This window comes from Paenibacillus sp. KN14-4R (assembly GCF_052180255.1).
Taxonomy (GTDB): Bacteria; Bacillota; Bacilli; order Paenibacillales; family NBRC-103111; genus Paenibacillus_AM.
In genome coordinates this window covers 1073970-1097817 of sequence record NZ_CP197466.1, presented here as the reverse complement: position 1 = coordinate 1097817, position 23848 = coordinate 1073970, and the positions used below count along the sequence as shown (strand labels likewise).

Here is a 23848-nt window from a genome sequence, read left to right as displayed (position 1 = left end):
ATGCATTTACTGGTCTGGGATTCACCTTTTACAGCCCCCATTCTACTTAGATATTTGATCTTCAGAGCGTTTGAACAACCGATTGAGCAGCACAGTTGCCACCAAACATTCAATCACTAAAAATGTGGAAAGTGCACTGCCATAACCGTACTTCAAAGAAAGAAATGAAACATTATACATATGCGTGGATATGACATCCGTCGCATGCGCAGGTCCTCCAGCTGTCATAACCATAATCATATCAAACGCCTTTAATGATCCAATCACAGCAAGTACTACGGACATTTTTATAACAGGCATGGCAAGTGGAATGGTTATGTAACGATCTGCAGTGAATCCTTCTGCTCCGTCAATTCGTGCGGCTTCATAAATTTCTTTTGGAATGTTCTGAACCCCTGTGAACTGAATTAAGGTGTGGTAACCCAAGTACTGCCATAAGGCAACAAAATAGATGGCGTACATCGCAACCTGCGGATCAGCTAGCCACGAATGTGTCCAGCTTTCCAGGCCCACACTGATTAGTACCTTATTGAGCATCCCCCCAAGTGATGCAGGGTTATAGATGGTACTCCACAGCTGTCCAACGACAACAACTGATAATATAACCGGAATAAAATAACTGGAAACTAAAAAATTGGGTCGTCTTACATAACGACTAATAATAATCGCTAATAACAGTGCAAATGGAATTTCAAGCACAGAAAAGATCGCAAAAATAAGAGTTCTGTAAACGGATGGCCAAAAAATCGGGTCTGCTGTGAACATTTCGATAAAATTTTGCAAACCGATAAACTTTGGTAAACCCATACCGCTCCATTCCACTAATGAATAATAAAAGGACACGAGGATCGGTGCAAAAACAAATGCGATGTAAAAAACAAGACAAGGCAGCACAAAACACATGATCGTTAATTTAGATACCCTTAGAGCTCCATTCACCCGACTCTCCCCCCCTTTTCTTGACTGAAAGAGGGTGTCATAAACACCCTCTTGATGGCTTCTATTTATTATTGGCATCAAATGAAGCTTGATGTTCTTTTGCTACATTTTCAGGCTTGATTTGTTCAACGAACACGCGCTGGATACTTGTTAGATGTGTTTGAGCAATTGCAGGGTTCATTGTATTGTCAAACGCTAGGTCTCCACCTTTTACGCCTTTGAACAGTCCAAGTACTTCCATCGCAAGTGGCGAGTAGCCCGCAGCTTTGAAATCTCCATCCACTTTCTGGGCAATACCTACTGCATTTTTCATGTCAAACGATACTTTCGGGTAATTTTTCATGAAATAAGTGAGAAATTCTTTGGTTTCTTTTAAATGCTTGCTCTTCGCGGAAATCGCAAATGCGCTTCCTGGTGCAAGCATGAATTGATCAGGATCTCCTTTTCCACCTACAGTTGGGAATTTGAACACGCCGATTTTATCTTTGATAGGAGAAGCGTCCATGGCTCCTGTTTCCCAAGTTCCGATAAAGTGCATCGCTGCTTTTCCTGACTTAAACAAATTCGCAGCTGCGTTCTGATCAACGGAAGTTGCACCATCTTGGAACCCTTTCACTTGAACAAGATCTTCTAATTTCTGGACCGCTTCAACGAATGCAGGATCATTGAATGTCTTCTTTTTTTCCAATATATCTTTCAAGAAGTTCGGACCGTTGTTCGTACGAAGTACGATGTTCATGAATAAAAATGAACCTGTCCATGTATCTTTCTCGCCGACTGAAATGGGCGTAATTCCTTTGGCTTTCAGTTTCTTCGAAACTTCAACCAGCTCTTCATAAGTCTTCGGTACCTCTACACCCGCTTGACTAAACAGTTCCTTATTGTAGTAAACAACCGCGATGTTATTACCATCTGGAAGCGCATACACATTATTGTTAAAAGAATAATAATCTAAAATACCTGTTTGAAAGCTTTCTTTCAAACCATCACCTAACATGTCATTAAGTGGAGCAAGCACACCGCCATCAACAAAAGGCTTCATTTGTGCAGCTGGATTTACAATCGTAATATCCGGCACTCCATCAGAGGCAGCTTGTGTTTTCAGCTTGATCTTCTGCTGATCCGTGTTTAAGGAATCAAGTTCGATCTTAATGTTCTTATGCGATGCTTCGTAATCCCCTACAATCTTCTTCATAATTTTATGATTAGGAGCTGTTGCATCTGGATAAATATTCTGGAATGTAAGGGTTACGTTCTTCTCAGCCGGTTTCTCCGTTGCCGGTTTTTCTGTGGCTGGATTTACGCTTGGTGCAGTACTCTCTTTAGCACCATTAGAACTTCCGCATGCAGCAAGTCCTAACGTTAAGGACGAAGCTAAAAGTATCGTTAATACTTTCTTCATTGCATTTCCCCCTCGTCAAATATATCTTTTACACTTTTATTATGTATGTATATCACGCGCATCAACAATGCACAAACTAAAGATTAAGGGTTGTTTTTTTAAGGAGTTATGTGTTTCATACCCCACCACATTGGAGATGTGATTGCGCACAGTCTTTTCAGAGATGAATAGCTGCTGCGCGATATCCTTGGTTGTTTTATCTTGTACTAGCAACTCAAAGACTTCACGTTCACGGTTTGTTAACAGAAATTTATTCTTGTGTTCGCTGCCCTTCAATGTGTCACCCCTCCTTGCCCGGATTGTTGTAGTTACAAGGGTAAGGGATACAGTCAAAGTTATTTTATGAAGGGCTATTCGTAATGGTGTCGGATTCAGTTAAAAATGGGCTGTTATTGACAATTGACTTCGATCCCAAGTCCGTATATATTGAAATTAGTACCAGATACTAATACCAACTAATAACAAGGAGTGATAAAATGACTTACCATACATCCGAGAGCTTATCACATGCACATATTACTGCAATTGGAAGTTATGTACCCGAGCGCAAGCTCACAAATGCCGATTTGGAGCAGCTTGTTGATACGAATGATGAATGGATTGTAAAGCGTACCGGCATGCATGAGCGTCGGATTGCTAGAGAAGATGAATTTACTTCGCATCTTGCGATTGCGGCAGTTGAGCACATGATTGCAGCTTTTCAAACTGATCTAAGCAATGTCGATCTGATTCTGGTTGCTACTCACACTCCTGATTTACCTTTCCCATCTGTAGCCTGCCAACTGCAAGCTCATTTCAATATTCCACATACAGGTGCGCTTGATCTTAATGCGACATGTGCTGGTTTTCCATATGCTATCCATCTTGCCAACGGCTTAATTGCTGGAGGGGCTCATCGTAAAATTCTAGTCGTTGCTGCAGATACCATGTCCAAGATTACCGATTACACGGATCGCTCAACTTGTATCTTATTCGGAGATGGAGCAGGCGCCGTAATCATTGAAAGTAAACCTGAGCCGAAAGCTTTTCTCGGATCAAGGCTTGGAACAGACGGTACTGGCGGCATTCATGTGTATCGCACAGGTCTCGCTGACACGCTAAATGGTCAATCGCTTGAGGGCAACAGTAAACTAGTCCAGAATGGTCGTGAAGTGTATCGATTTGCAGTCACACAAATTCCACAGGGCATTAAAGAACTTACTGAAGCAGCTGGAGTCTCTATCGATGATATTGATTGGTTTATTCCGCATAGTGCCAATCTTCGAATTATTGAAGCCATGAATGAACGAACTGGGATTTCACGTGAGAAAACACTTATTTCCTTAGATTACTTCGGGAATACTTCTGCAGCCTCTATTCCGCTTGCCTTAGATCTTGGGGTCAAGTCAGGACAAGTAAAACCAGGTGATCTGCTGCTTTTATATGGATTTGGTGGCGGATTAACACATTGTGGCTTGCTCGTACGCTGGGGATAATTTAACACGTGTTCAAACAAAAACCGTAGCTCTACTTCCTTTTGAAAGGATGCAGCAGCCACGGTTTTCCTGCATGATTAGAACGCCTTTTATTCGGATATGCCTGAGCTGTCAGTAATTTTGTCTTCATCCATATAAATTAAGCCTTGGAACCAATAGCAATCCAGTTCATAAGTCCATTCAGATCAGTGGAGAATTTAGCGCGAACAATCGAGATGACAGCACTGTTGCATGTTTTGGATTTGGCTACTGCATAACACGCTTGATGATTGGTCATCGCAACGAGAGAATACATCGTGTCGACGAATGGCTCATCAAATTCAATAGCGACATCAAAGATTTCATCCTGCACATTCATTTGATAAGTTTGAAGTCCAAATTGCTGCACCACGACAGGTTTGGAAGTCGAGGTGTACACTGGACGGAATGTAAGCTTCTCTTCCGAGATCGAACCCGCTGCCAGATGATTGGCGTGTATAGCACCTTCTGCTATTTTCATTGAAGAAACAGCTGCATCCTGCAAATGAGATTCATGAATGGAACCAAGTGCTAATTTTGAAGGCTTTACTGCGCCATCAGCGAGATGATCAGTCGTCACGCAGTGACGCTTCAGCTTCGAACCATCCACACTTTGAATCGCTAATTTTTCATTCGTGACTGCTTCGTCTGCAAGCTTAATTGTTGAGATTGCTCCGACTGTTACTTTGTTCGATGTGATTGCAAAATCTTGGATATGTTCATTTGCAATGATGTCCTCACACAGATGGTGCTGTCCAATACTTGCTGGTGCATGATGGTTGAATGTCACTGCATGATCTACCAAGTGCATGCTTTTAACAGATTGCTCAGCTAACTTTGCTTGTGTCACAATGCCATCAGTTAAATGTTCCGTAATGATGGATTGAGCGGCAATTTTATCACCTGTCACTGCTTCTGATAAGAGGTGACTTGTTGAAATGGAATGTTTCCGAATTTTAGCGCCATCTACACTATCATCTGTCAAATGTTCAAAAGTAACCGAATTCACACTCAGTTTACTTGTTGTGACACTTGCGTCTGCCAACTTCGAGTTTAGAACAGATCCATCTTGAAGTTTCTCAGCTGTAATCGAATTACTAGTCAGATGTTCCTCACGTACCGCTTGCACTGTTAAATGGTCGCTTTCAATTGAATTCACGATGATGTGATCCGCACATATTGAACCCGCAGCAATTTTATCACGAGTGACAGAACGATCTACCAAATGCGCTTCGATAATAGCTCCAGTCGCTAACTTCTCTCTTGAGACGCTGCCTGATTCCAAGTGAGATGCGCCTACACTAGATGCGGCAAGCTTGGCGCCATCAATAGAGCCCGGTGCAAGCTTAACAGCTGTTACTGAACCATCAGCGATTTTCTCGGTTGTGATGCTCAAAGCTGAAATTTTATCACCAGTAATCGAATCATCTTTGATCTTATCTCCTGCAATTGTCCCTATTGAAAAATGCTCTTCTCGCAATAGACCTGGTGTTAAATGCCGCTCCGAGATAATACCCTCAGCCAAGTGCTCGGCTCCAATAGCTTCCATCGCAACATGGCGACCTTCCACAATTTGCAAGTTCAGATGATTCGAACTGATAATGTTCTCACTCAAATGATTCTCGAGTACAGCTTGTGGTCCTAGCTTATCAGCCGTAATCGCTTGATCAACGACATGATCGGTTGTAATTGCAAAAAGAGTAATCTTCGCACTATCCACACTGCGATCTGCGATTTTTGTTTTTGTTACAGCTCCATCCACTAAAGCAAATGCAGATACACTGTTAGGACTAAGCTTCGTTGCAGTCACGGCCGCATCTGTAATATGGGAGCTTCGAATAATAGCCTCACTTAAGTGAATTTCACGAATGGATTCAGGGGATAAATGCTCCCTCAGAATCGATCCTTCCACCAAATTTTCACCTGTTACAGATCGAATAGCCAACTTCTCATGGGTCACAGATCCATTTACAAGGTGCTCATTATAAATAGAAGCGTCTGCAAGTTTGGAACTCGTCACTGCTCCATCTTCCAGATGGATCGTAGAAACAGCTTTGTTCTGCAGTTTCGTTGCATCGATACTTTCTTCCGCGATACTGACAATATCTACACTGCCTGGCATTAATTTTATACCTGAGATGGTACGATCCTGCAATTTATCACCTGTGATTGTATCATTCATTAATTTCTCACCGGAGATCGCGTCTTCACTGAGGTGCTCCGAACGTATAAGACCTAATGTTAAATGTTCACTCACAATCGTATTTTCACAAATGTGTTCTGCATTTACAGCACCCATTGCAAGCTTATCTTGCGTAACACTCCCATCGGCTAAATGAGCAACTGTCACTGCAAAGGAAGCGATCTTGTCACTCGTTACTGCCGAGTCCATTAAGTGATCTTCACTCACGCTAAATGCGACCAATTTGTCACCGTCTACGCTATCATCAGCCAACTTATCGCATGTAACAGACTCAGGTCCCAAATGATGCTCGCGAATGCTATTAACAGCAAGCTTATCGGCAGTTACAATTCCATCTGCCAACTTTTCGCCAGTAATCACACCTTCGCCCAGGTGCTCAAGCTGGATTGCGCCTGGTGTTAGATGTTGTTGTGTAATAATAGCCATTGAGAGGTGTTCGCCAATCACACTACCATCAGCCAAATGTTCTCGTGTAATAGCTCCGGCTGCTATTTTCGATGAAGTGACGCTTGCATCCATTAACTGTGCGTTTCTAATTGCATTATCAGCAATTTTATCCGAAGTTACAGCTCCATCTACCAAGTGCAGCATCGTAATGGAACCTCTTCTTAGTTTCACACCATCGACACTGCCTATGGCCAATTTCTCATAAGTGACCGATTCATCTTGCAACTTTGCACTGCTTACACTACCACTAGCTAGCTTTCCGCTTGTGACACTATCGTTTCTTAGCTTCATCTCTGTCACCGATTCATCGCACAAGTGACCTTCACTAACGATCTCCGGAGTCAGATGGGTCGCATCGATTACATTTGGTGCTAAATGTTTACCGTGAACAACGCTTGATCCCAGCTTTCCTGCCGTAACACTGCCGTCCATGAGATGCGCTTCTTCAATAGATTCTGGTGCAAGTTGCGCCGATGTGATGGCTTCTGCAGCAATATGCCCGGTCAAGATAGACTGTGAGCGCAGCTTACTGCCATCGACACTCAGTGGAGCCAGCTTCTCATAAGTCACGCTATCACTCGCAAGCTTACTTGTATCAATACTTCCTGACGCAAGCTTTTGCGAAGAAATCGAACCATCCTGCAACTTATTACCGGAAATCGAATGTATACCCAAGTGCTCTTCATGAATCAATCCAGCACTTAAATGCGTAGCATCAATAATACCTTTAGCAAGATGCGAAGCTTCGACAGATAGTGGTGCAATTTTATCAGACGTAACCGATTCCTCTGCTAAATGGGAGTCAGTCACAGCACCCGTTGCAATTTTATAACGTGTAACAGCACCTTCGGTTAAATGCTCAGATGCGATAGCACCGTGCTGAATCTTAGAGCCATCCACACTATCCTCTGCCAATTTATCGAATGTAACAGCAGCATATCCCAATTCTCTTGTTCCGATTACCCCACTTGCCAAATGCTTTCCAACAACTGCACCATCCCCAATTTTGGTTGAAGTTACAGCTCCCTCTGCTAAGTTCGTCTCTCCAACGGCGTCTACATTTAAATGTTGACTTTCAACAGCACCTGGTGCAATGGACGCTCCCAATACTGCACGTTCAGAAAGATGAATCGCATGAACTGCATTCCCCGCCAGTTTAAGTCCAGTGACCGATCCATCACTGATATGCTTCTCTTTGATAAGCGCATCGGTTAAGTGTTCCGTCACAATCGAGCGATCCGCTAAATGAAGAGCACGTACTGCTTTAGGCGCAAGCTTTGCTGAAGTGATGGATTTATCTGCTAAGTGTTCTTCACATACAATGCCTACATTGAGATGCTCTGCATGGACAGACTGCACAAGCAAATGTCGAGCTGTAATTGTACCCTCATTTAGCTTTTCCGCTGTTACCGCACCATCCGCAATATGATCCGTATGAACGATACCTTCGCGCAGGTGCTCCGCCCTAATGGATTGGTGCGATATATTCTCACTTTGAATGGCTCCTGGTGCAACTTTGCGAGCTGTGATGGCATGGTCAGCTATGTGCCGATCTAAAACCGAATTCGTACTCAGTTTCGCACTGTTAACTGCGCCATCTACTAAATGGTCGTTCGTAATGGAAGTCGGTCTAACTTTACTGCCATCTACGCTTTCACGAGCTAGCTTATCAAAGGTAACAGCTTCGTCAGATAGTTTACCTGTTGAAACACTTGCATCTGCTAGCTTTTCAGTATGCACCGAACCAATTTGCAGCTTATCCCCTGTAATCGACTCTTCTTCCAAATGCATCGTACCAATGGCCCGTTTGCCTACATGCACAGCAGAGATGGTACGTTCAGCAATATGCTGGGATTGTATGGCACCTGTTGCAATCTTATCGCTAGTCACAGACTCCGAAGCGATATGTGCACGTTGCACGGATGAACGCTGCATATGCTGCGACTGTATGGAGTTCGGCACAATGTGAAGCGCATTGACAGTTTCTTTAGCCAGCTTTTCGCTCGTGACAGCTCCATCGCTCAACTTCTCACGATTTACTGCACCATCTGCAATAATCGCTGATAATACAGCCCCTGCTTGAAGCTGAGCTGTACCGACTGATCCATATCCGAGCTTGCATTCCGTAATCGATTCATCCCGAATATGTTCAGCACCTAATGAGCCGATCTTGAGCTTATCTCCGTCAATACTTTGATCCATCAGCTGTTCAATCGTAAATATCCCACGCTGCAAATGCTCTTGCGATATGGAACGATCTTTAATGTGAAAACCCTCTACTGATTTGGCTTGTAAATGCTGACCACTAATCGAGTCGATTGCAAGCTTCGAACTCGTAATCGTGCTATCCGCAATTTTCTCGCCGGTTATTGCTTGCCCTGCAAGATGGCTTTCAGTCACAGAAGACGGTGCAAGATGCTCAGTAAGTACGATGTGATGATCAAGGTGTATACTTTGGATTGATTTTTCTGCAATATGAATACACTGAATCGCTTCATCCGCAATTTTATCGGATTGAATAATTCCATCTGCTAAGTGATCCGTTTGGATGGTTTGCAATGCGATTTTATCTGCCTTAACGGCTCGCTCAGCGATTTGTTCTGAATCTACGGCGCCGATTGCAATATGTGTTTGTTGGACGGATTGTGCAGCAAGCTTCTCAGAAGTCACAGCAGCATCGCTAATTTTCACTGTCGTTATCGAGACATCGGTTAGCTTATCTGTTGACACGGATTCTGGAGCAAGCTTCGAAGTCGTTACGGCATGGGCAGATAAATGATTGGTTACAATGACACTGTCACTTAGATGATGATTTTGAATCGAACCTTGTTGCAGCTTCGTGCTTGTGACTGATCCATCTTGCAGCATCGTTGTCGAAATAGCTTTGGTCTGAATATGTGCGGAACCAATTGCACCTGTGGAAACATGTGCAGAATGAATCGCTTCAGCAGCAATCTTATCTTTTGTTACTGCTGAACGTGCCAAATGATCCGTATCAATAGATTCTTGAACGATTTTCTCAGCAGTTACAGATTCGTCCGCAATTTTCCTTGTTGTAACTGCGTTATTCGCGAGCACATCTTCTGTAACAGCCCCCCGGCTGATTTTGCGTGAGGTGATGGTATAATTCTGCAAGTGACCTTCATTGATGACACCTTCTGGAATATGTTCTTCAAGAATTGCACCTGATTCAATATGTGTTGAGCCTATAATGAATTTCCCTAATTTTTCAGAAGTGATAATTTCATCTTCCAAATGGTAGGACTGAATGCTTCCCTCTGCGATATGTTCAGCATGTATTTGATCAAGCGCGATATTACTGGCTTGCACAATCCCTAAACCTAAATGCTGATGTGTAATGCTGCGATGATGAATATGTTCCGAAGCTACACTTTTAGGTGCGAGCTTTTCTCTTGTGACCGAGCTATCCCGAAGCTTTTCGTTCGTAATCGCGTTATCTGCCAATTTCGCCGTATCGATCACTTGATTCACGAGATGACGTGATTGAATCGAACCGCTCTTGATTTTATCAGGGGTAATCGCTTGATCTTCAATTAGCTCAGAAGAAATAGAAAATTCAGCAAGATGAACAGCCTGAATAGAACGATAGGCAAGCTTCGTCGCATCAATGGCACCATCAGCCAACTTATTTGAAGTAATCGAAGAATCGATTAGCTTCTCACCAGAAATGGTTCGATCTTGAATTTTATCTCCTGTTATCGCATGAAATGCAAGATGCTCCTGATCAACAGCCCCTATAGCAATTTTATCTCGGGTGACAGCACCACTTGCTAATTTGGATTGATCTACTGAATAGTCTTTAAGTGATTTGGTTCCTACACTTTGCGGCTTGATCTTCGATTCATCAATGGCTCGAGAAGCAATTTTCTCATTCGTAACAGCTGATTCCACGATATCATCTGTGTAGACGACAGCCTGTGTAACTTTCCCCGTTTTCCGCTGTTGAAGCACAAGCTCTGAAGAAGTCCCCCCCTCTGGTTTGCGTACTCCTTCTTCAACAACCTCCTGTGTGACCGAAGAAGAGACAACGCTTTTCGGTGCAGAGCTACGGGTTGATTTTCCTACTTTCTTATAGGTGACCTTCCCAGATACTTCCTGCCCCGGAACCTTCGTTGCTGATTCAGAAACAACCTGCGGTGATGGCGATTGTACGGATTCTAAGGGTGGTACGGATGTTGAATGCGAAGCTTGCGGTGGTGTGTACACCTGGTTAGCTGCAGGTGCGGATGGAAACACGGGTGGTAAAGCGGCAGATGATGGGACGACAGCACGACCATCTCCTGCATGAGTCGGCTCTTGCCCATCGATTGGTTGAGGGACGTTGGATTCTGGGAATATATCGCTCTCTATATCCAGCACTTTCGCGATGTATTGAATATTTTGCCGATCCTTTTCTTTCGCTTTGTTCGTGTCATCATCCAGCCACTTCAGCTCATTGGTGGATGCACTGTATTTGTTTACTTGAGATGATGATTTACCGCTAGAGCGGCTTTTCCACTTTTTCATAGATATCTCCTCTCTGACATCCTAGTCTCCTGTAACATATGCATTCACCCAGTCTCTGGTTTATCAAATATGCTTATCCATGCCATTTTGCACACAAAAAAACTCCACTTACCGCAATAAAATGCAATAAAGGGAGTTAGGCGCTTTTCCTATTTTCAAACAGCTGGTCCATGCAAAGATATAACGCATACATTCCTGTATAAGCGCTGCTGATTAAAAACCACGGATTCAGAAACAGTCCATGGATATTTGTCATAAAAACCGTCTGATCACGCACAACTTCATACACACCATTAGCCGCGATAATACTGACCAACCACAAGAACAAGAAGCCTAGCCATGCGTACAATTGCCTACAAAAGCGGTAACGCCGAGCAGTCATCTGCATGATAAAGGGTACGATAAGTGCCCCTAGTGAAATAGCAATTACCATGATCAACCACACCTCCATAAGTAGGGTGCGCAAAAGTGTGAAATCCATGCGTCTGGATTGATTTAATAACTTTTCTGTGGCAAGATAAAAATATTATGCAAAAGAAATGGAGCAAGATCACATGTCAAAACCGGTTTTTCGGCTATTAACGGAACTTTCATCTAGGAAATGGGTTTCACAACTAACAGGAGCGTTCGCCAAATCCAAGGTGAGCCGTACACTTATTCCCCGTTTTGCCAAAACCTATGGAATATCGATTGAAGATGCTGAGAAGGAACTCCACGATTATCAATCGTTGAATGACTTCTTTACTCGTAAACTTAAACCGGGGTTGCGCCCATTGAATAATGAAACTAATGCTTTAATTTCACCTGTTGATTCACTCATTACGGGAATGGGGCCGATTGAAGAAGGTCTTATTTTGAACGTAAAAGGACAGGATTACACAGTTGATGATTTACTCAATCATTCGCCACGCCGGATCAATTATGAGAATGGCTTTTATTTTGTTTTGTATTTATCACCAACGGACTATCACCGTATTCACTCACCAGTTACAGGTACAATTCTTGAAAAAGAACACGTGCCTGGTAGAGTTTATCCAGTGAACGATTTTGGATTGCGCCATATGCGTAAAGTACTTAGCCGTAATGAACGTCTGATTACAATTATGAACTGTGAGCAAGGTGAAGTTGCCGTTATTAAAGTTGGGGCACTCAATGTCGCTTCGATTCAATACTCCAAAGACCTACGCACACAAATGCAAGCAGGCGATGATCTGGCTTACTTTGAGTTTGGTTCTACGGTTGTTTTATTATTGGAAAATGATATCTTCACTCCACGTGAAGATTTACAAGTGGGAAGCAAAGTAAAGATGGGTGAAAAACTAGGGGTTCTTACAGAAGCTTAGATTTTCATAGAAAGAGGAGCTGCTGCATGCAAACAGGGACGAATCATGGAATAGCAAGTAAAACAAGTGCTCCATCTCAAATAGCGAGTTCTACTACCTTTAGAATCTTGTTTGCTGTATCCATTGTTCATTTGTGCAATGATATGATGCAATCTGTCATCCCTGCTATGTTTCCGATTCTGAAATCGGAGCTCGACTTGTCTTACCGACAAGTTGGGTTTATTTTTTTTATTTTCCAATTAACTGCATCCATCATGCAGCCGGTCGTAGGTATTTTTACAGATAAAAGGCCTTTCCCCGGCTTGCTGCCTCTTGGAATGGTATCCTCCCTCATCGGGATCGTGCTGCTAGCCTTCGCACCAAGCTACGTCTTGATCTTATTTGCGGTTATTTTTATTGGACTTGGCTCAGCTGCCTTCCATCCGGAAGGCTCGAGGGTGTCACATTTAGCAGCAGGTGGACGTAAAGGGATGGCGCAGTCCATTTTCCAAGTTGGTGGGAATACGGGTTCTGCAATGGGACCGATCATTACGAAATGGATCTTGCTGCCGCTTGGACAATTCGGCGCGATCTGGTTCACTGGGATTGCTGCTATCGGAATTTTCGTTCAATTATACGTCGCCAAGTGGTACCGTGGTGTGCTGCAATCAAGTCAGGTTAGAAAGAAATCAACGATTAAACGCTCGATCAGTCCACAGCGAAAAAAGGCGATTACATTTGCTATGGTCCTGCTCTTATTCCTTGTTCTATTCCGTTCATGGTATGGCGCTGCAATCTCGACCTATTACGCCTTTTACCTCAATGAAACTTTTGGTGTCTTGATAGAAGACGCTCAAATGTACTTATTCGTCTATCTTGTGGCAGGAGCAGTTGGAACATTTATTGGCGGACCGCTAGCAGATGTTTTTGGTAAAAGAAACGTCATCTTCTTCTCGATGCTCGGCGCTGCACCGCTTAGTATTGCGATCCCGTATGTAGATGGACCTCTGTTGCTTGTCCTGCTTGCCTTAAATGGCATTATAATGATGTCCAGCTTCTCCGTAACCGTGATTTATGCACAAGCACTTGTTCCTGGCAAAATCGGCATGGTCTCGGGTCTCGTCACAGGCCTTGCTTTCGGTCTTGGCGGTGTTGGGGCCCTGGCGATTGGTGATATGATTGAAACCTTCACCATTGCGCCAATCATGAAGCTTGCAGGTTATCTACCGCTTCTCGGTGTGTTGACTTTCTTACTGCCATCTGACCGTAAGCTTGTTTCCTGGACAGAAGAAGCGCAGGGAGAATAAACGAAGAAGATTAAGCCCTGTAGAGAAATCTGCAGGGCTTTTTTAGTTTTATTTTAAGGGGATAAATGATCAGTGGAGTTGTACAAAAGAGACCACTAGAAGGATTGTACGAGAACAGCCGTGAACTTCTCCAGCATTTCTTGATCGATTTCATCGAATCGATTCACAATCGGTGCATCAATATCCAACACACCAATCACTTCGTCACCCACAATAAGTGGGATCACAATTTCAGATTGGGAAGCAGCATCACAGGCAATGTGACCTGGGAATTGATGCACATCGGCTACACGTAATGTTTCACGATTCTGGGCAGACGTGCCGCAAACACCTCGTCCGAGAGGGATACGCGTGCATGCCGGCTGCCCTTGAAATGGACCAAGTGCTAGTTGATTCTGTTCATCCATCAAATAAAAACCAACCCAATTAATGTCATGCAAAAATTGATTTAAAAGTGCTGAAGCATTAGCTAAATTAGCAATGCGGTTAGGTTCACCGTCAATTAATGCACGTAATTGCTTGATAACCAGCTCATACCGTTCTTGCTTGTTGCCTTCATAGGCTTGGTGTTGGAACATATTGGGACCTCCATTTGGAATCTACTGTTAGTTCTATTATAAGTGTTGAAGAGCAGTTGTCGAGCCAGTTTGACGCTCCATCATATCAACCACTTCCTCAAGCTCACTCATTGTAAAATGAGAGAAACTGAAGCTAGCGCCAATTCGGCCTTCAGGAGTCAGGTACCGTTCCGCTACTTCGGTCCATTCCAGACCTGCTTCTCGGCAAACTTGTTTGAAAGATTTATAGGAAGCATGGCTATGTTTCCACCACCCGAAAATATGCAAACCCGCATCGCATTCGACCCAATCGAACAGGTGGGCCAGTTTGCTTTGCAAAAGCGCGATGAAAAATTCATATTTACGCGCATATACACGCTTCATTCGGCGCAGATGACGCTCATAGGCACCGCTGCGCATAAACGCAGCGAGCGCTCGCTGCATCACGAGCCCTGTCGGGATCGGCTCGTACAAGCGCTTCGCGGCGGCAAAAGCTGCCGTAAGTCCTTCCGGCAGCACCGCATAGGCGATGCGCAGCGTCCGCAGCATCGTCAGCGAAAACGTGCCGATGTAGACGACGCGTCCATCGGCATCAAGCCGCTTGAGCGGCTCAAGCGGCCGCCCGCGGTGGCGGAACTCGCTGTCATAATCGTCTTCGACGATGACAGCATCGCGCTCCGCCGCCCACCGCAGGAGCGCCTGCCGCCGCTCCAAGGACAGCACCGAGCCAGTTGGGAACTGGCGGCTCGGTGTAACATGCAGCAGCCGGGCTTGCCACGGCTGCGGAATAATCCCGCTTGCGTCCACAGGCGCAAGCAGCACATTACCGCCCGCAGCCTGCGCCGCGCGGGCGACCGGGCTGTAGCCCGGGCTCTCAATCACAACCCCATCACCTGGATTCACAAGCAGCTGCACCAGCAGCGCGATCGCTTGCATGGATCCATTCACAATCACGACCTGTTCCGGCTTCGCATCAATCCCCCTTGCCCGCTGCAAATGAAGTGCAATCGCTTCGCGAAGCTCTAGACTGCCTGCTGCAAGATAAGCGGACTTTTCATGCTGCTGTGTCATTACACGTACTTGCTCATGTACACAGCGATTCCACTCCGCAATCGGGAAATAACTTAAATCTGGCAGTGACTGTTTGAATGACCACTTGATAGACAGTTTCTCTCTTTCCCCACTCGCTGTTTTTTCCCAATAGGACTCAGCAAATCGATCTGCAATCCGTTCTCCCCATGATGACAACTTGATTTCACTTCGCTTGTACGGATGTCGTTCTATCTGATCCATATGCTCTCCAGCTCGATCCGAATAAGCAACGAACGTCCCACGCCCAAGCTCTCCGCGTAGATATCCTTCAGCAATCAGCGTCTCATACACCTGATTAACGGTTCCCCTTGCGAGATCATACATTCCCGCAAGCTCACGAGATGAAGGCAGCTTCGACCCAAAGATTAGCTCGCCCCCCACAATTCGATCACGAAGTGCGTAATAGAGTGCGGTCGTTTTATTCGTATATTTATCCAAATAAAGTAAATACGGAAGATGAAAATCCATCCATGATCTCCCCCGTTCTTATTCACTCACAATTCTCCTTTTCTATCCTAACACGTTCTTCTTTAATTGGTATATTCAAATTATTCTAAATTGGATCTTTTGATTAAACCACTTTCCCACTAAAATGATTACAAAACCAAATAAAAATTGAGGTGCAACGACAATGAATACAGACTTGAAATTAAGCATGAGCACGCTTAATCCCCTAACTTTAGAGGGCCATCGGGTACGACTTTCTCCCATGCAAGAGGAACATATTGAGCCACTTTTTCATGCGAATCATCATCCTGAACTTTCAGTGCTGCCCTATAGCGCTTATTTTCAACAAATGGCTGATGCAGAGCGTTACGTAGCAACGGCTTTGAAAGAACGCGACAATAGCATCTCTATGCCTTTTGTCGTCTGGGACAAACAGCATGAAGAGATTGTTGGAAGCACTCGTTTCCATACCCTATCCCCGGATAACCGTTCTACTGAAATCGGCTGGACATGGTACAACCCAAAAGTTTGGCGCACAAGAGTCAACACGGAATGCAAATATTTGTTACTGAGTCATTGCTTTGAGGAATGGGGGCTTGTACGCGTGCAATTCAAAGCGGATGCTCGCAACAATCGCTCATTAACAGCCATCAAACGTATTGGTGCTTCTTACGAAGGGACACTGCGTAAACATTTGATCCAACCCAACGGCTTTGTACGTGATACGGTAATGTTCAGCATTATTGCAGAAGAATGGCCGTCTGTTAAAGCCAAATTAGAGCATTTTTTAGAACGCACTTCATTCTAATACGGAATTAAATCGTCTATTCAGATATTTTCCATGACAGAATACAAAACTTCCCATACAATTAGCAATTTTCTTCCATTCATAGTCATTTCTAACGGTGACTAGTCTATCCGGAAATGATATAATGATGGCACAAAAATGTGTTGTAACCATGGAGGATGAATCGAATGAATGAGCTTGCCCAGACGCTTAACGAAACATTGAAACGCGAAAACCCACATGTGTACGAAATGCTTTCCGATCTAGGTAAATTGATTTACTTCCCGAAAGAAGGCATTCTAAGCCAGTCAGCAGAAGCGAAAGCAAAAGCTACTAAATTCAATGCAACCATCGGTATTGCGATTGAAAATGGCCAACCGATGCATCTTAAAGTCATTCAAGACACACTATCCTCCTATGCGCCTAAGGACATTTACGAATACGCTCCACCAGCAGGGAAACCTGAACTGCGTGCCGCATGGAGAGCGAAAATGGTTGAGGAAAATCCATCCTTGCAAGGCAAGCTTTTTGGTAACCCACTCGTAACAAATGCCTTGACGCATGGACTTAGCGTTGCAGCTGACTTGTTTGCTGATGCCGGTGATGCAGTCATTATCCCGGATAAGAATTGGGAAAATTACGAATTAACTTTCGGTATTCGTCGTGGAGCTGAAATTGTCAATTATCCTTTATATAATGAGCAAGGTACATTCAATGCAGAGGGCTTGAAGCACGCAATCTTAGCTCAACAAGATAAAGGCAAAGCATTTGTCGTGCTCAACTTCCCGAATAACCCAACAGGTTATACGCCAAATCCAGCTGAAGGTCAAGAAATCGTGGCAGCAATTAAAGCTGGTGCAGATGCAGGCATTAACGTTGTCGTGGTAACCGATGATGCATACTTTGGACTTTTCTTTGAGGATTCCTTGCAAGAGTCTTTGTTTGGACAACTAGCTGATCTTCACCCTCGCGTACTTGCGATCAAAGTTGACGGCGCAACAAAAGAAGAATATGTATGGGGCTTCCGCGTTGGTTTCATTACATATGCAGGCAAAAGTGAAGCCTTGCTTAGCGCACTTGAGCAAAAAACAATGGGTATCATTCGTGCGACAATCTCATCCGGTCCACACCCTACCCAAACATTCGTACTACATGCCCTTAAATCTCCTGAATTTGCTGCTCAAAAGCAAGAGAAATTCGAGATCATGAAAGGCCGTGCGAATCGCGTGAAGCATTTGCTCGACACAGGCAAATTTGACAGTGCATGGGACTACTATCCATTCAACTCCGGATACTTCATGTGCCTCAAACTCAAAACGATCGATGCCGAGACGCTGCGTACCCACTTGTTACAACAATACGGAATCGGAACAATCGCTTTGGGTGAAACAGACCTTCGTGTTGCATTCTCCTGTATTGAAGAAGAAAACATTGAAGAACTGTTCAATCTCATCTATCAAGGTGTACAAGATTTAGAAACCGTTAAAGCTACCCATTAATATTTTTCCAAGATATACAAGTAAGCGAAAGAAGCACTCTCGCGTCTTGAAGACGTTGGAGTGCTTTTTTTCTACTGAAATATTGGAATTTTACAAAAAATACATATGAAATCCACATTTGCCATGCTATTCTAATTCTATTAATGGATCAAAAGGAGTCTCGCGCATGCAAATTCCACATCATATCAAAAAAATATCCTTACTCGTACTGCTCAGCCTAGCATGTATAGCCGCTGTAGGAAGCATTGTCTGGGCAGCATTACCCGATCGTGGATCAACTACTTCACCATCAACAGAATCTTCAAGTAAAGATGGACAAAATGAGAAGGGCTCGGTCGAAAAAACAAGTCACGAAGCCAATAAATCTGCTGACTCCACGCCACAACCGGGTGCCAGCAAAGATTCTACTTCTACTGCTCCCCCTTCACCAACGGATCAAACAACTAACAGCACCGATAAATACGATATCGTGATGATTGGCAGTGAAATTGAAGGACTATATTTAGCACGTGCTGCAGCAGATGAAGGATTATCCGTGAAAATTATTGATCCCCGTGATGCATTTGGTGGACAGCTTCTTCAAGGTCAAATGCTATTCTTGGATGAAGCTCGCGACGGCGCACAAAAAAGCTTGCTGCAAGGTCGAGTTAAAGGTCTATTCGACGGATTCAAACAAGGAAAAATTCGAAAATTACGTGAATTCGAGCAATATGTCGATAAACTTCGCGGTTCCATTCCAGTTGAATCCAATGTCCAAATTACCGATATCGCGACATCAACTTCAAGCGACGGACAATTACATATTACGGATCTTACTTATAAGTCAAAAGAACATGGCGCTCAAAAAATCTCGGCCAACTACTGGGTCGATAACACGGATTATGCAGCACTCCTTAGTCAATTAAAGACCAAACGATTACCTGGACTCGAAAAATTGTATGCACTTAAACAAGTGGAATACATGAGCTCAGGTATGATGATGAAATTTAAAAATGTCAATTGGAGCAAATTTAATGCAAGCTTTAATGCACTCACTAAAGAAGAGCGTCTAGCTAAATACGGCTCCGGCTATGTGAACGAAACGTTCGCAATTGATCTTAGTAAAATTACAGACAGCTATAAACCTAGCAATGAGCGTGTGCGCTTACGGGGTCTTAATGCCCTTCACCAACGAGATGGCGATGTCATTATTAACGCCCTTCTCGTGTACAATATCGATCCTTCCAAACCAGATTCGATTGCAACCGCTGTTGATCTAGGTCATAAAGAAACAGCACTCATCTTAGAGCATTTCCGTAAAACGTTGGTTGGTTGGGAAAATGCCGAATTAGGTGAGCAGCCAAGTTATCCTTACATCCGAGAATACAATCATTATGAAACCGACTATGTCTTGCAGCCATCCGATATGTTAGGTGGTCACATGTTCTGGGATAACGTCAGTATTGCCGGCTATCCGCTAGATCTCCAGGGAGTGACAGACGTTAAAGGCGGCATTGAAATGGGGCGTCCTGATAAATACGGCATGCCGCTGCGCAGCTTCCTACTCCCTAACTATGATAATGTCATTACAGCTGGGAAAAATGTAGGTTCCTCTGCGATTGCCTATGGTTCTGCTCGAATCCAACCTAACACGTCTATTGCAGCTGAATCCATTGGTGTCATGCTCGGTCAAATCAAAGGCAAGAAAAAGCTTAAAGAACTGAAAGAACAGGATATGACTCAGCTTCATCAATACTTAGCGAGCCGATACCAAATTAAGCTCACCGGCATCAAAGGCGAGAATAAACTTGCAGGATGGACGGATGACGAAATTACGAAACTCAATGATGGCACAATTTTATTCCCGAGTTATGTTAGTAAACATGCACCTGCCAAAAAAGCAGCAACACCAAGCCCTTCTCCAACTCACACTCCGACCGCCTCTCCATCTCACGATGAGAAGACAAAGCCGTCTAAAAGTGATCATAAATAAATTCAAATTGAAGATTTGAAGCATACAAAAGGGCAACCCTAAGGTCATTTAAGACCTTATAAGGTTGCCCTTTTTCAATTCTACCAAACAACTTACCGACATATTACGGATGCAGAGCTATGGATCTAAAGAACAGTTCGAAAGTAACTGCCATATGTCCACTCATGTCCTCATCGCCACGTCCGATACTCCACAGTAATCTAGCGCCAAGAAAAGTTTGAATGGCCAGTTCTGCAATCATGTCAGGCGGCATGGATATGATAAACTCTCCGCGTTCTTGGCCAACTGCAGCCACCTCAGTAAGAGCTTCTTTCAGCTCCTCGATCTGTTCGACTAGATTTTGAATGGAATTCACATTCTTTAGATTCCCTTGACAGACGGCGAGCACTAGTGGGCGACTCAGCCTAATTTGATGATCGATAGACATAATGAGATTGCGAAAATGCGGAATTAAAGGCCCTGGTTTATCTTTGATAATTCGAACCTCTTCAACCGCAAACATAATCTGAATATCGCAAAAAATATCTTCTTTGCAAGCGAAGTAGTTAAAAAAAGTACCTTTTGCCACTCCTGCCTGCTCTGTGATTTGATGAACCGTCGTCTCCTCGTAACCCTGCTCCGCAAATAAATTCATCGCTGTTTGTATGATTTTTTCACGAGTAATACGCTTCTTTTCTTCACGTTTCATGAGCTTCTCCTGTCATTCTTGAATTAGGACAATTATAGATGAAAGTTAGGATGCTTACAATATAAAATGACTCATAGTTCAAAAACTAGAGACATATTCTTTTATATAATGACCACGAGTCAAAAAAACTCTTGACCTTCAGTCATTTTTTTATTATAAATAGATCATCCCGAATAAATGACTAATCAAAAATAAAGTGGAGGTAAACAATGTGATTGATGCTTGGTTAAGAAATTTAGCGAAATTCAAATGGTTAATCGTAGCAGTATGGATCATGATCGCAGCTGCATCCGTGCTCGTCTTTCCGGACTTAAAGCAAATTGTTCGAGCTACCGAATGGAAGTTCGTTCCGAAGGATGCTGAGTCTGTTCAAGCCCATCAAATTCTGGAACAAATGGTTCCTGACCACAAGTCCAAATCTAATGCTGTTGTCGTCTTAAATCGAGAAGGTGGGCTTACAGACAGTGATCGAACTTGGTTACAAAACAAAGTCAGTACATTAACAAACAATCAAGCTTCACTTGGGATAGCAGGGGTATTATCAGCCTCAGCAGATCCTGCCATTGCAGAGAAATTTCTTTCCAAGGACAAATCGACCGAAATGATCATTGTCGAGTTTCCGAAGGAGGTTCAAGTTGCAAGTACAGGAGATTCTGTGAAACTTGTCAAAGAAGCTTTTACAGATACACCACAAGGTGCAACAGTGGAATTTACCGGATCTGCTCCAATTTTCCTCGACTATAATCATTCTACTGAGGCAGGCCTTGCCAGGAGTGAACTCTTAACCGTAATCCTTGTTATCGTCATTCTCCTCATCGTATTTCGATCACCCATCGCACCACTTGTACCGCTGGTCACAATTGGGATATCTGTGATTTTGAGTCGTGGCCTCATCGCAGCATTTACCTATTGGGGACTTCCCGTCTCATCTTTTACGGAGACATTCCTGATTGCTGTCTTATTCGGAGCGGGTACGGATTACTGCATCTTACTTATTCACCGATTCCGTGAGGAATTAACACATACGACTGATCGTGTAGAGGCTTTGATTAATACGATCAAAACCGTCGGTAAAACCGTCATGTTTGCAGGCAGCACCGTCTTTATTGCTTTTTTCCTTATCGGTTTTGCTAAATTCGGCTTATACCAATCTGCTGCTGGTGTCGCCATCGGAATGGCCGTTACCCTGCTGGCCGCTGTTACATTAACCCCTGCGATTATGCTTATTTTCGGACCTAAACTTTTCTGGCCGATTCGTGTGAAACCAGGCCAAGAGAAGCATCATGACTCTAAACTTTGGGGGGTCATGGGTAACCTAGCCGTCAAGCGATCAGGTGTTGTACTGCTCGTCTGCTTAATTGTTCTATCGCCATTTATTATGTTATATCAAGGAAGTCGCTCTTTTGATGATTTGGATGAAATGGATCAGAGTGCATCAGCTGTCAAAGGTTTCCGTAAAGTCGAAGAGAAATTTTCTTCCGGCGAAGTGTTACCTGTAACAATCGCTATATCTTCTCATACATCCATGCGCTCACCTGAAGCCTTGGCTGCTCTAGAGAGAGCGAGTGCTGATGCAAGTAAACTCACGAATGTCCGTGAGGTACGATCTGCAGCGCGTCCACTTGGTAAGCAGATTATTGAATTAACGGTTCCTAACCAACTCTCCAAAACCAATCAAGCCTTAACTGAGATCGGAACTGGGGTTAATCATATTGGGGATGGATTACACAAAGCACAGACTGAAATCGATAGCAAAACAGGTGACCTCGACAAGCTGCTGCAAGGGGCCAATCAAATTGCAGACAATCTCAAAACAACACAAGGGGGTTTATCTCAAATTGCAGGAGGCATAACTCAATCGAATGAGGGCGCCCAGCAGCTTTCAGGAGCAGCTGTACAGTTGGAGCAAACTTCGCAATCCATGAATGCTGATTTAAATAATCTTGTGAAATCATTCCCTGAACTTGTAAACGATCCTAGCTATCAAGCTTTAGTCGCTAAAAATCAGGGTGTAACCGGCGGATTATCCCAGACATCCAATGGATTGAAAAGTCTTACACAAGGACTATCTCAGCTTACTGGACCTACGAAGAAAATCGCAGACGGACTTGGGCAGCTTGCTGCTGGCCAAACGCAAGTGGCAACAGGCGTAGGTGAGCTTAAGAATGGTCTTGGTCAATTCTCAAGTGGCCTTGGCGAGGGGACTACAGGTCTAACAAAAATTTCTGATGGCATTAAACAAGTCGTAAATGCGCAACAAGGCATAGCAGATAATAGCACTAACCAGATTGTAGGTTGGTATATGCCTAAAGATCTATTAGAAGAATCCAACGATTTAAGTAAAGCACTGGATATGTATATGTCCAAAGATGGAAAAATTGCTAAGCTCGATGTCGTCCTTTCCATCAATCCATATTCAAAGGAAGCGATGGATACAATTGATGTCCTACATGATACAGTTACACAAAGCTTAAAAGGTTCAGCGATTCAAAATGCTGAAATAAAGATTGCGGGAACAACTGCTCAGTATCATGAGCTCAAGGGCATTTCAGGGTCGGATTTCTTGAAAACTGGAGCCCTTATGATCGCAGGGATCTACATCGTACTTGCTCTGCAACTTCGTTCCTTACTTATGCCGTTATACTTACTTGCATCTTTACTATTTAACTATTTTGTCACGATGGGAATCCTAGAATTTATTTTCGTTCACCTGTTAGGTTACCAAGGGCTTTCTTGGACGGTTTCCTTCTTCTTGTTCGTCATCATTGTCGCATTAGGCGTCGACTACAACATCTTCCTCATGGCCCGCTTCAAAGAGCAGTATCGTCCTGGTGAAGTAATTCCCGCGCTCCTGAAAGCCATGAAATCTACAGGTGGGGTCATCATGTCAGCAGCTGTCATCATGTCAGGCACATTCGCCGCACTTATGCCTGCTGGCGTTACAACATTACTTCAGCTAGGGGCAGGCATTGTAATTGGGCTAATCATTTATACGACAATTGTGATGGGACTGATGATCCCTTCCTTAACCGCTATATTCGGGGAAGCGAATTGGTGGCCTTTCCGCAAAAAATCGAGTACGGAAGACACATCTGTAGCACCAGTCGAAATAGAAGGTTAATGACATAAAAAGGGTGAGCAGAAGACCATCGTCTACTGCTCACCC

General features: G+C 43.8%; 15 protein-coding genes. 7 read left to right on the top strand and 8 right to left on the bottom strand.

From position 1 onward, the window contains the following. Positions 1-42 precede the first annotated feature (42 nt). From ACSBOP_RS05305 to ACSBOP_RS05295, 3 genes are all read right to left on the bottom strand, one after another. The gene (locus ACSBOP_RS05305; RefSeq protein WP_442604387.1) at positions 43-903 is read right to left on the bottom strand and encodes a carbohydrate ABC transporter permease; all 861 of its coding nucleotides are present in this window, start codon (positions 901-903) and stop codon (positions 43-45) included. 97 nt (positions 904-1000) lie between these two features. Then, entirely contained in the window at positions 1001-2341 is a 1341-nt protein-coding gene (locus tag ACSBOP_RS05300) for an extracellular solute-binding protein (RefSeq protein ID WP_442603398.1), read from the bottom strand. A 39-nt stretch (positions 2342-2380) separates the two neighbouring features. After that, on the bottom strand, positions 2381-2617 hold the full coding sequence (locus tag ACSBOP_RS05295; RefSeq protein ID WP_442603397.1) for a LuxR C-terminal-related transcriptional regulator: 237 nt from the start codon (positions 2615-2617) through the stop codon (positions 2381-2383). A gap of 200 nt (positions 2618-2817) precedes the next feature. On the opposite strand from ACSBOP_RS05295, the gene ACSBOP_RS05290 reads away from it, so the two are divergent. Next, entirely contained in the window at positions 2818-3816 is a 999-nt protein-coding gene (locus ACSBOP_RS05290; protein WP_442603396.1) for a ketoacyl-ACP synthase III, read from the top strand. 139 nt (positions 3817-3955) lie between these two features. Here ACSBOP_RS05290 and ACSBOP_RS05285 read toward each other — a convergent pair whose 3' ends face one another. Together ACSBOP_RS05285 and ACSBOP_RS05280 are read right to left on the bottom strand one after the other, a co-directional pair. Next, positions 3956-11011 carry a WIAG-tail domain gene (locus ACSBOP_RS05285; protein WP_442603395.1) on the bottom strand — a complete coding sequence of 2352 codons (7056 nt, stop codon included), beginning with the start codon at positions 11009-11011 and terminating at the stop codon, positions 3956-3958. Between the two features lie 136 nt (positions 11012-11147). Continuing rightward, positions 11148-11444, bottom strand: a complete 297-nt coding sequence (locus ACSBOP_RS05280; RefSeq protein WP_442603394.1) for a transposase — start codon at positions 11442-11444, stop codon at positions 11148-11150. A gap of 121 nt (positions 11445-11565) precedes the next feature. On the opposite strand from ACSBOP_RS05280, the gene asd reads away from it, so the two are divergent. Both asd and ACSBOP_RS05270 read left to right on the top strand, forming a co-directional pair. Further along, a complete protein-coding gene (gene asd, locus ACSBOP_RS05275) occupies positions 11566-12354 on the top strand; it encodes an archaetidylserine decarboxylase (RefSeq protein ID WP_442603393.1) in 789 nt (262 codons plus the stop codon). Positions 12355-12380: 26 nt separating this feature from the next. Beyond that, positions 12381-13640 (top strand): MFS transporter, encoded by a 1260-nt coding sequence (locus tag ACSBOP_RS05270; RefSeq protein ID WP_442603392.1) that lies wholly within the window; start codon positions 12381-12383, stop codon positions 13638-13640. A gap of 95 nt (positions 13641-13735) precedes the next feature. Here the strand turns inward: ACSBOP_RS05270 and ACSBOP_RS05265 are convergent, their stop codons facing one another. Continuing rightward, positions 13736-14218 (bottom strand): GAF domain-containing protein, encoded by a 483-nt coding sequence (locus ACSBOP_RS05265; RefSeq protein ID WP_442603391.1) that lies wholly within the window; start codon positions 14216-14218, stop codon positions 13736-13738. 36 nt (positions 14219-14254) lie between these two features. After that, positions 14255-15757 carry a MocR-like pyridoxine biosynthesis transcription factor PdxR gene (pdxR, locus tag ACSBOP_RS05260; RefSeq protein ID WP_442603390.1) on the bottom strand — a complete coding sequence of 501 codons (1503 nt, stop codon included), beginning with the start codon at positions 15755-15757 and terminating at the stop codon, positions 14255-14257. 163 nt (positions 15758-15920) lie between these two features. On the opposite strand from pdxR, the gene ACSBOP_RS05255 reads away from it, so the two are divergent. From ACSBOP_RS05255 to ACSBOP_RS05245, 3 genes are all read left to right on the top strand, one after another. Further along, entirely contained in the window at positions 15921-16544 is a 624-nt protein-coding gene (locus tag ACSBOP_RS05255; RefSeq protein ID WP_442603389.1) for a GNAT family N-acetyltransferase, read from the top strand. 167 nt (positions 16545-16711) lie between these two features. Beyond that, positions 16712-18022 carry an aminotransferase class I/II-fold pyridoxal phosphate-dependent enzyme gene (locus tag ACSBOP_RS05250; RefSeq protein ID WP_442603388.1) on the top strand — a complete coding sequence of 437 codons (1311 nt, stop codon included), beginning with the start codon at positions 16712-16714 and terminating at the stop codon, positions 18020-18022. Positions 18023-18188: 166 nt separating this feature from the next. Continuing rightward, a complete protein-coding gene (locus ACSBOP_RS05245; protein ID WP_442603387.1) occupies positions 18189-19994 on the top strand; it encodes an FAD-dependent oxidoreductase in 1806 nt (601 codons plus the stop codon). 103 nt (positions 19995-20097) lie between these two features. Here ACSBOP_RS05245 and ACSBOP_RS05240 read toward each other — a convergent pair whose 3' ends face one another. Further along, positions 20098-20682, bottom strand: a complete 585-nt coding sequence (locus ACSBOP_RS05240; RefSeq protein WP_442603386.1) for a TetR/AcrR family transcriptional regulator — start codon at positions 20680-20682, stop codon at positions 20098-20100. 211 nt (positions 20683-20893) lie between these two features. Here ACSBOP_RS05240 and ACSBOP_RS05235 point away from each other — a divergent pair, with 211 nt between their 5' ends. Continuing rightward, positions 20894-23803, top strand: a complete 2910-nt coding sequence (locus ACSBOP_RS05235; RefSeq protein ID WP_442603385.1) for an MMPL family transporter — start codon at positions 20894-20896, stop codon at positions 23801-23803. Positions 23804-23848 lie beyond the last annotated feature (45 nt).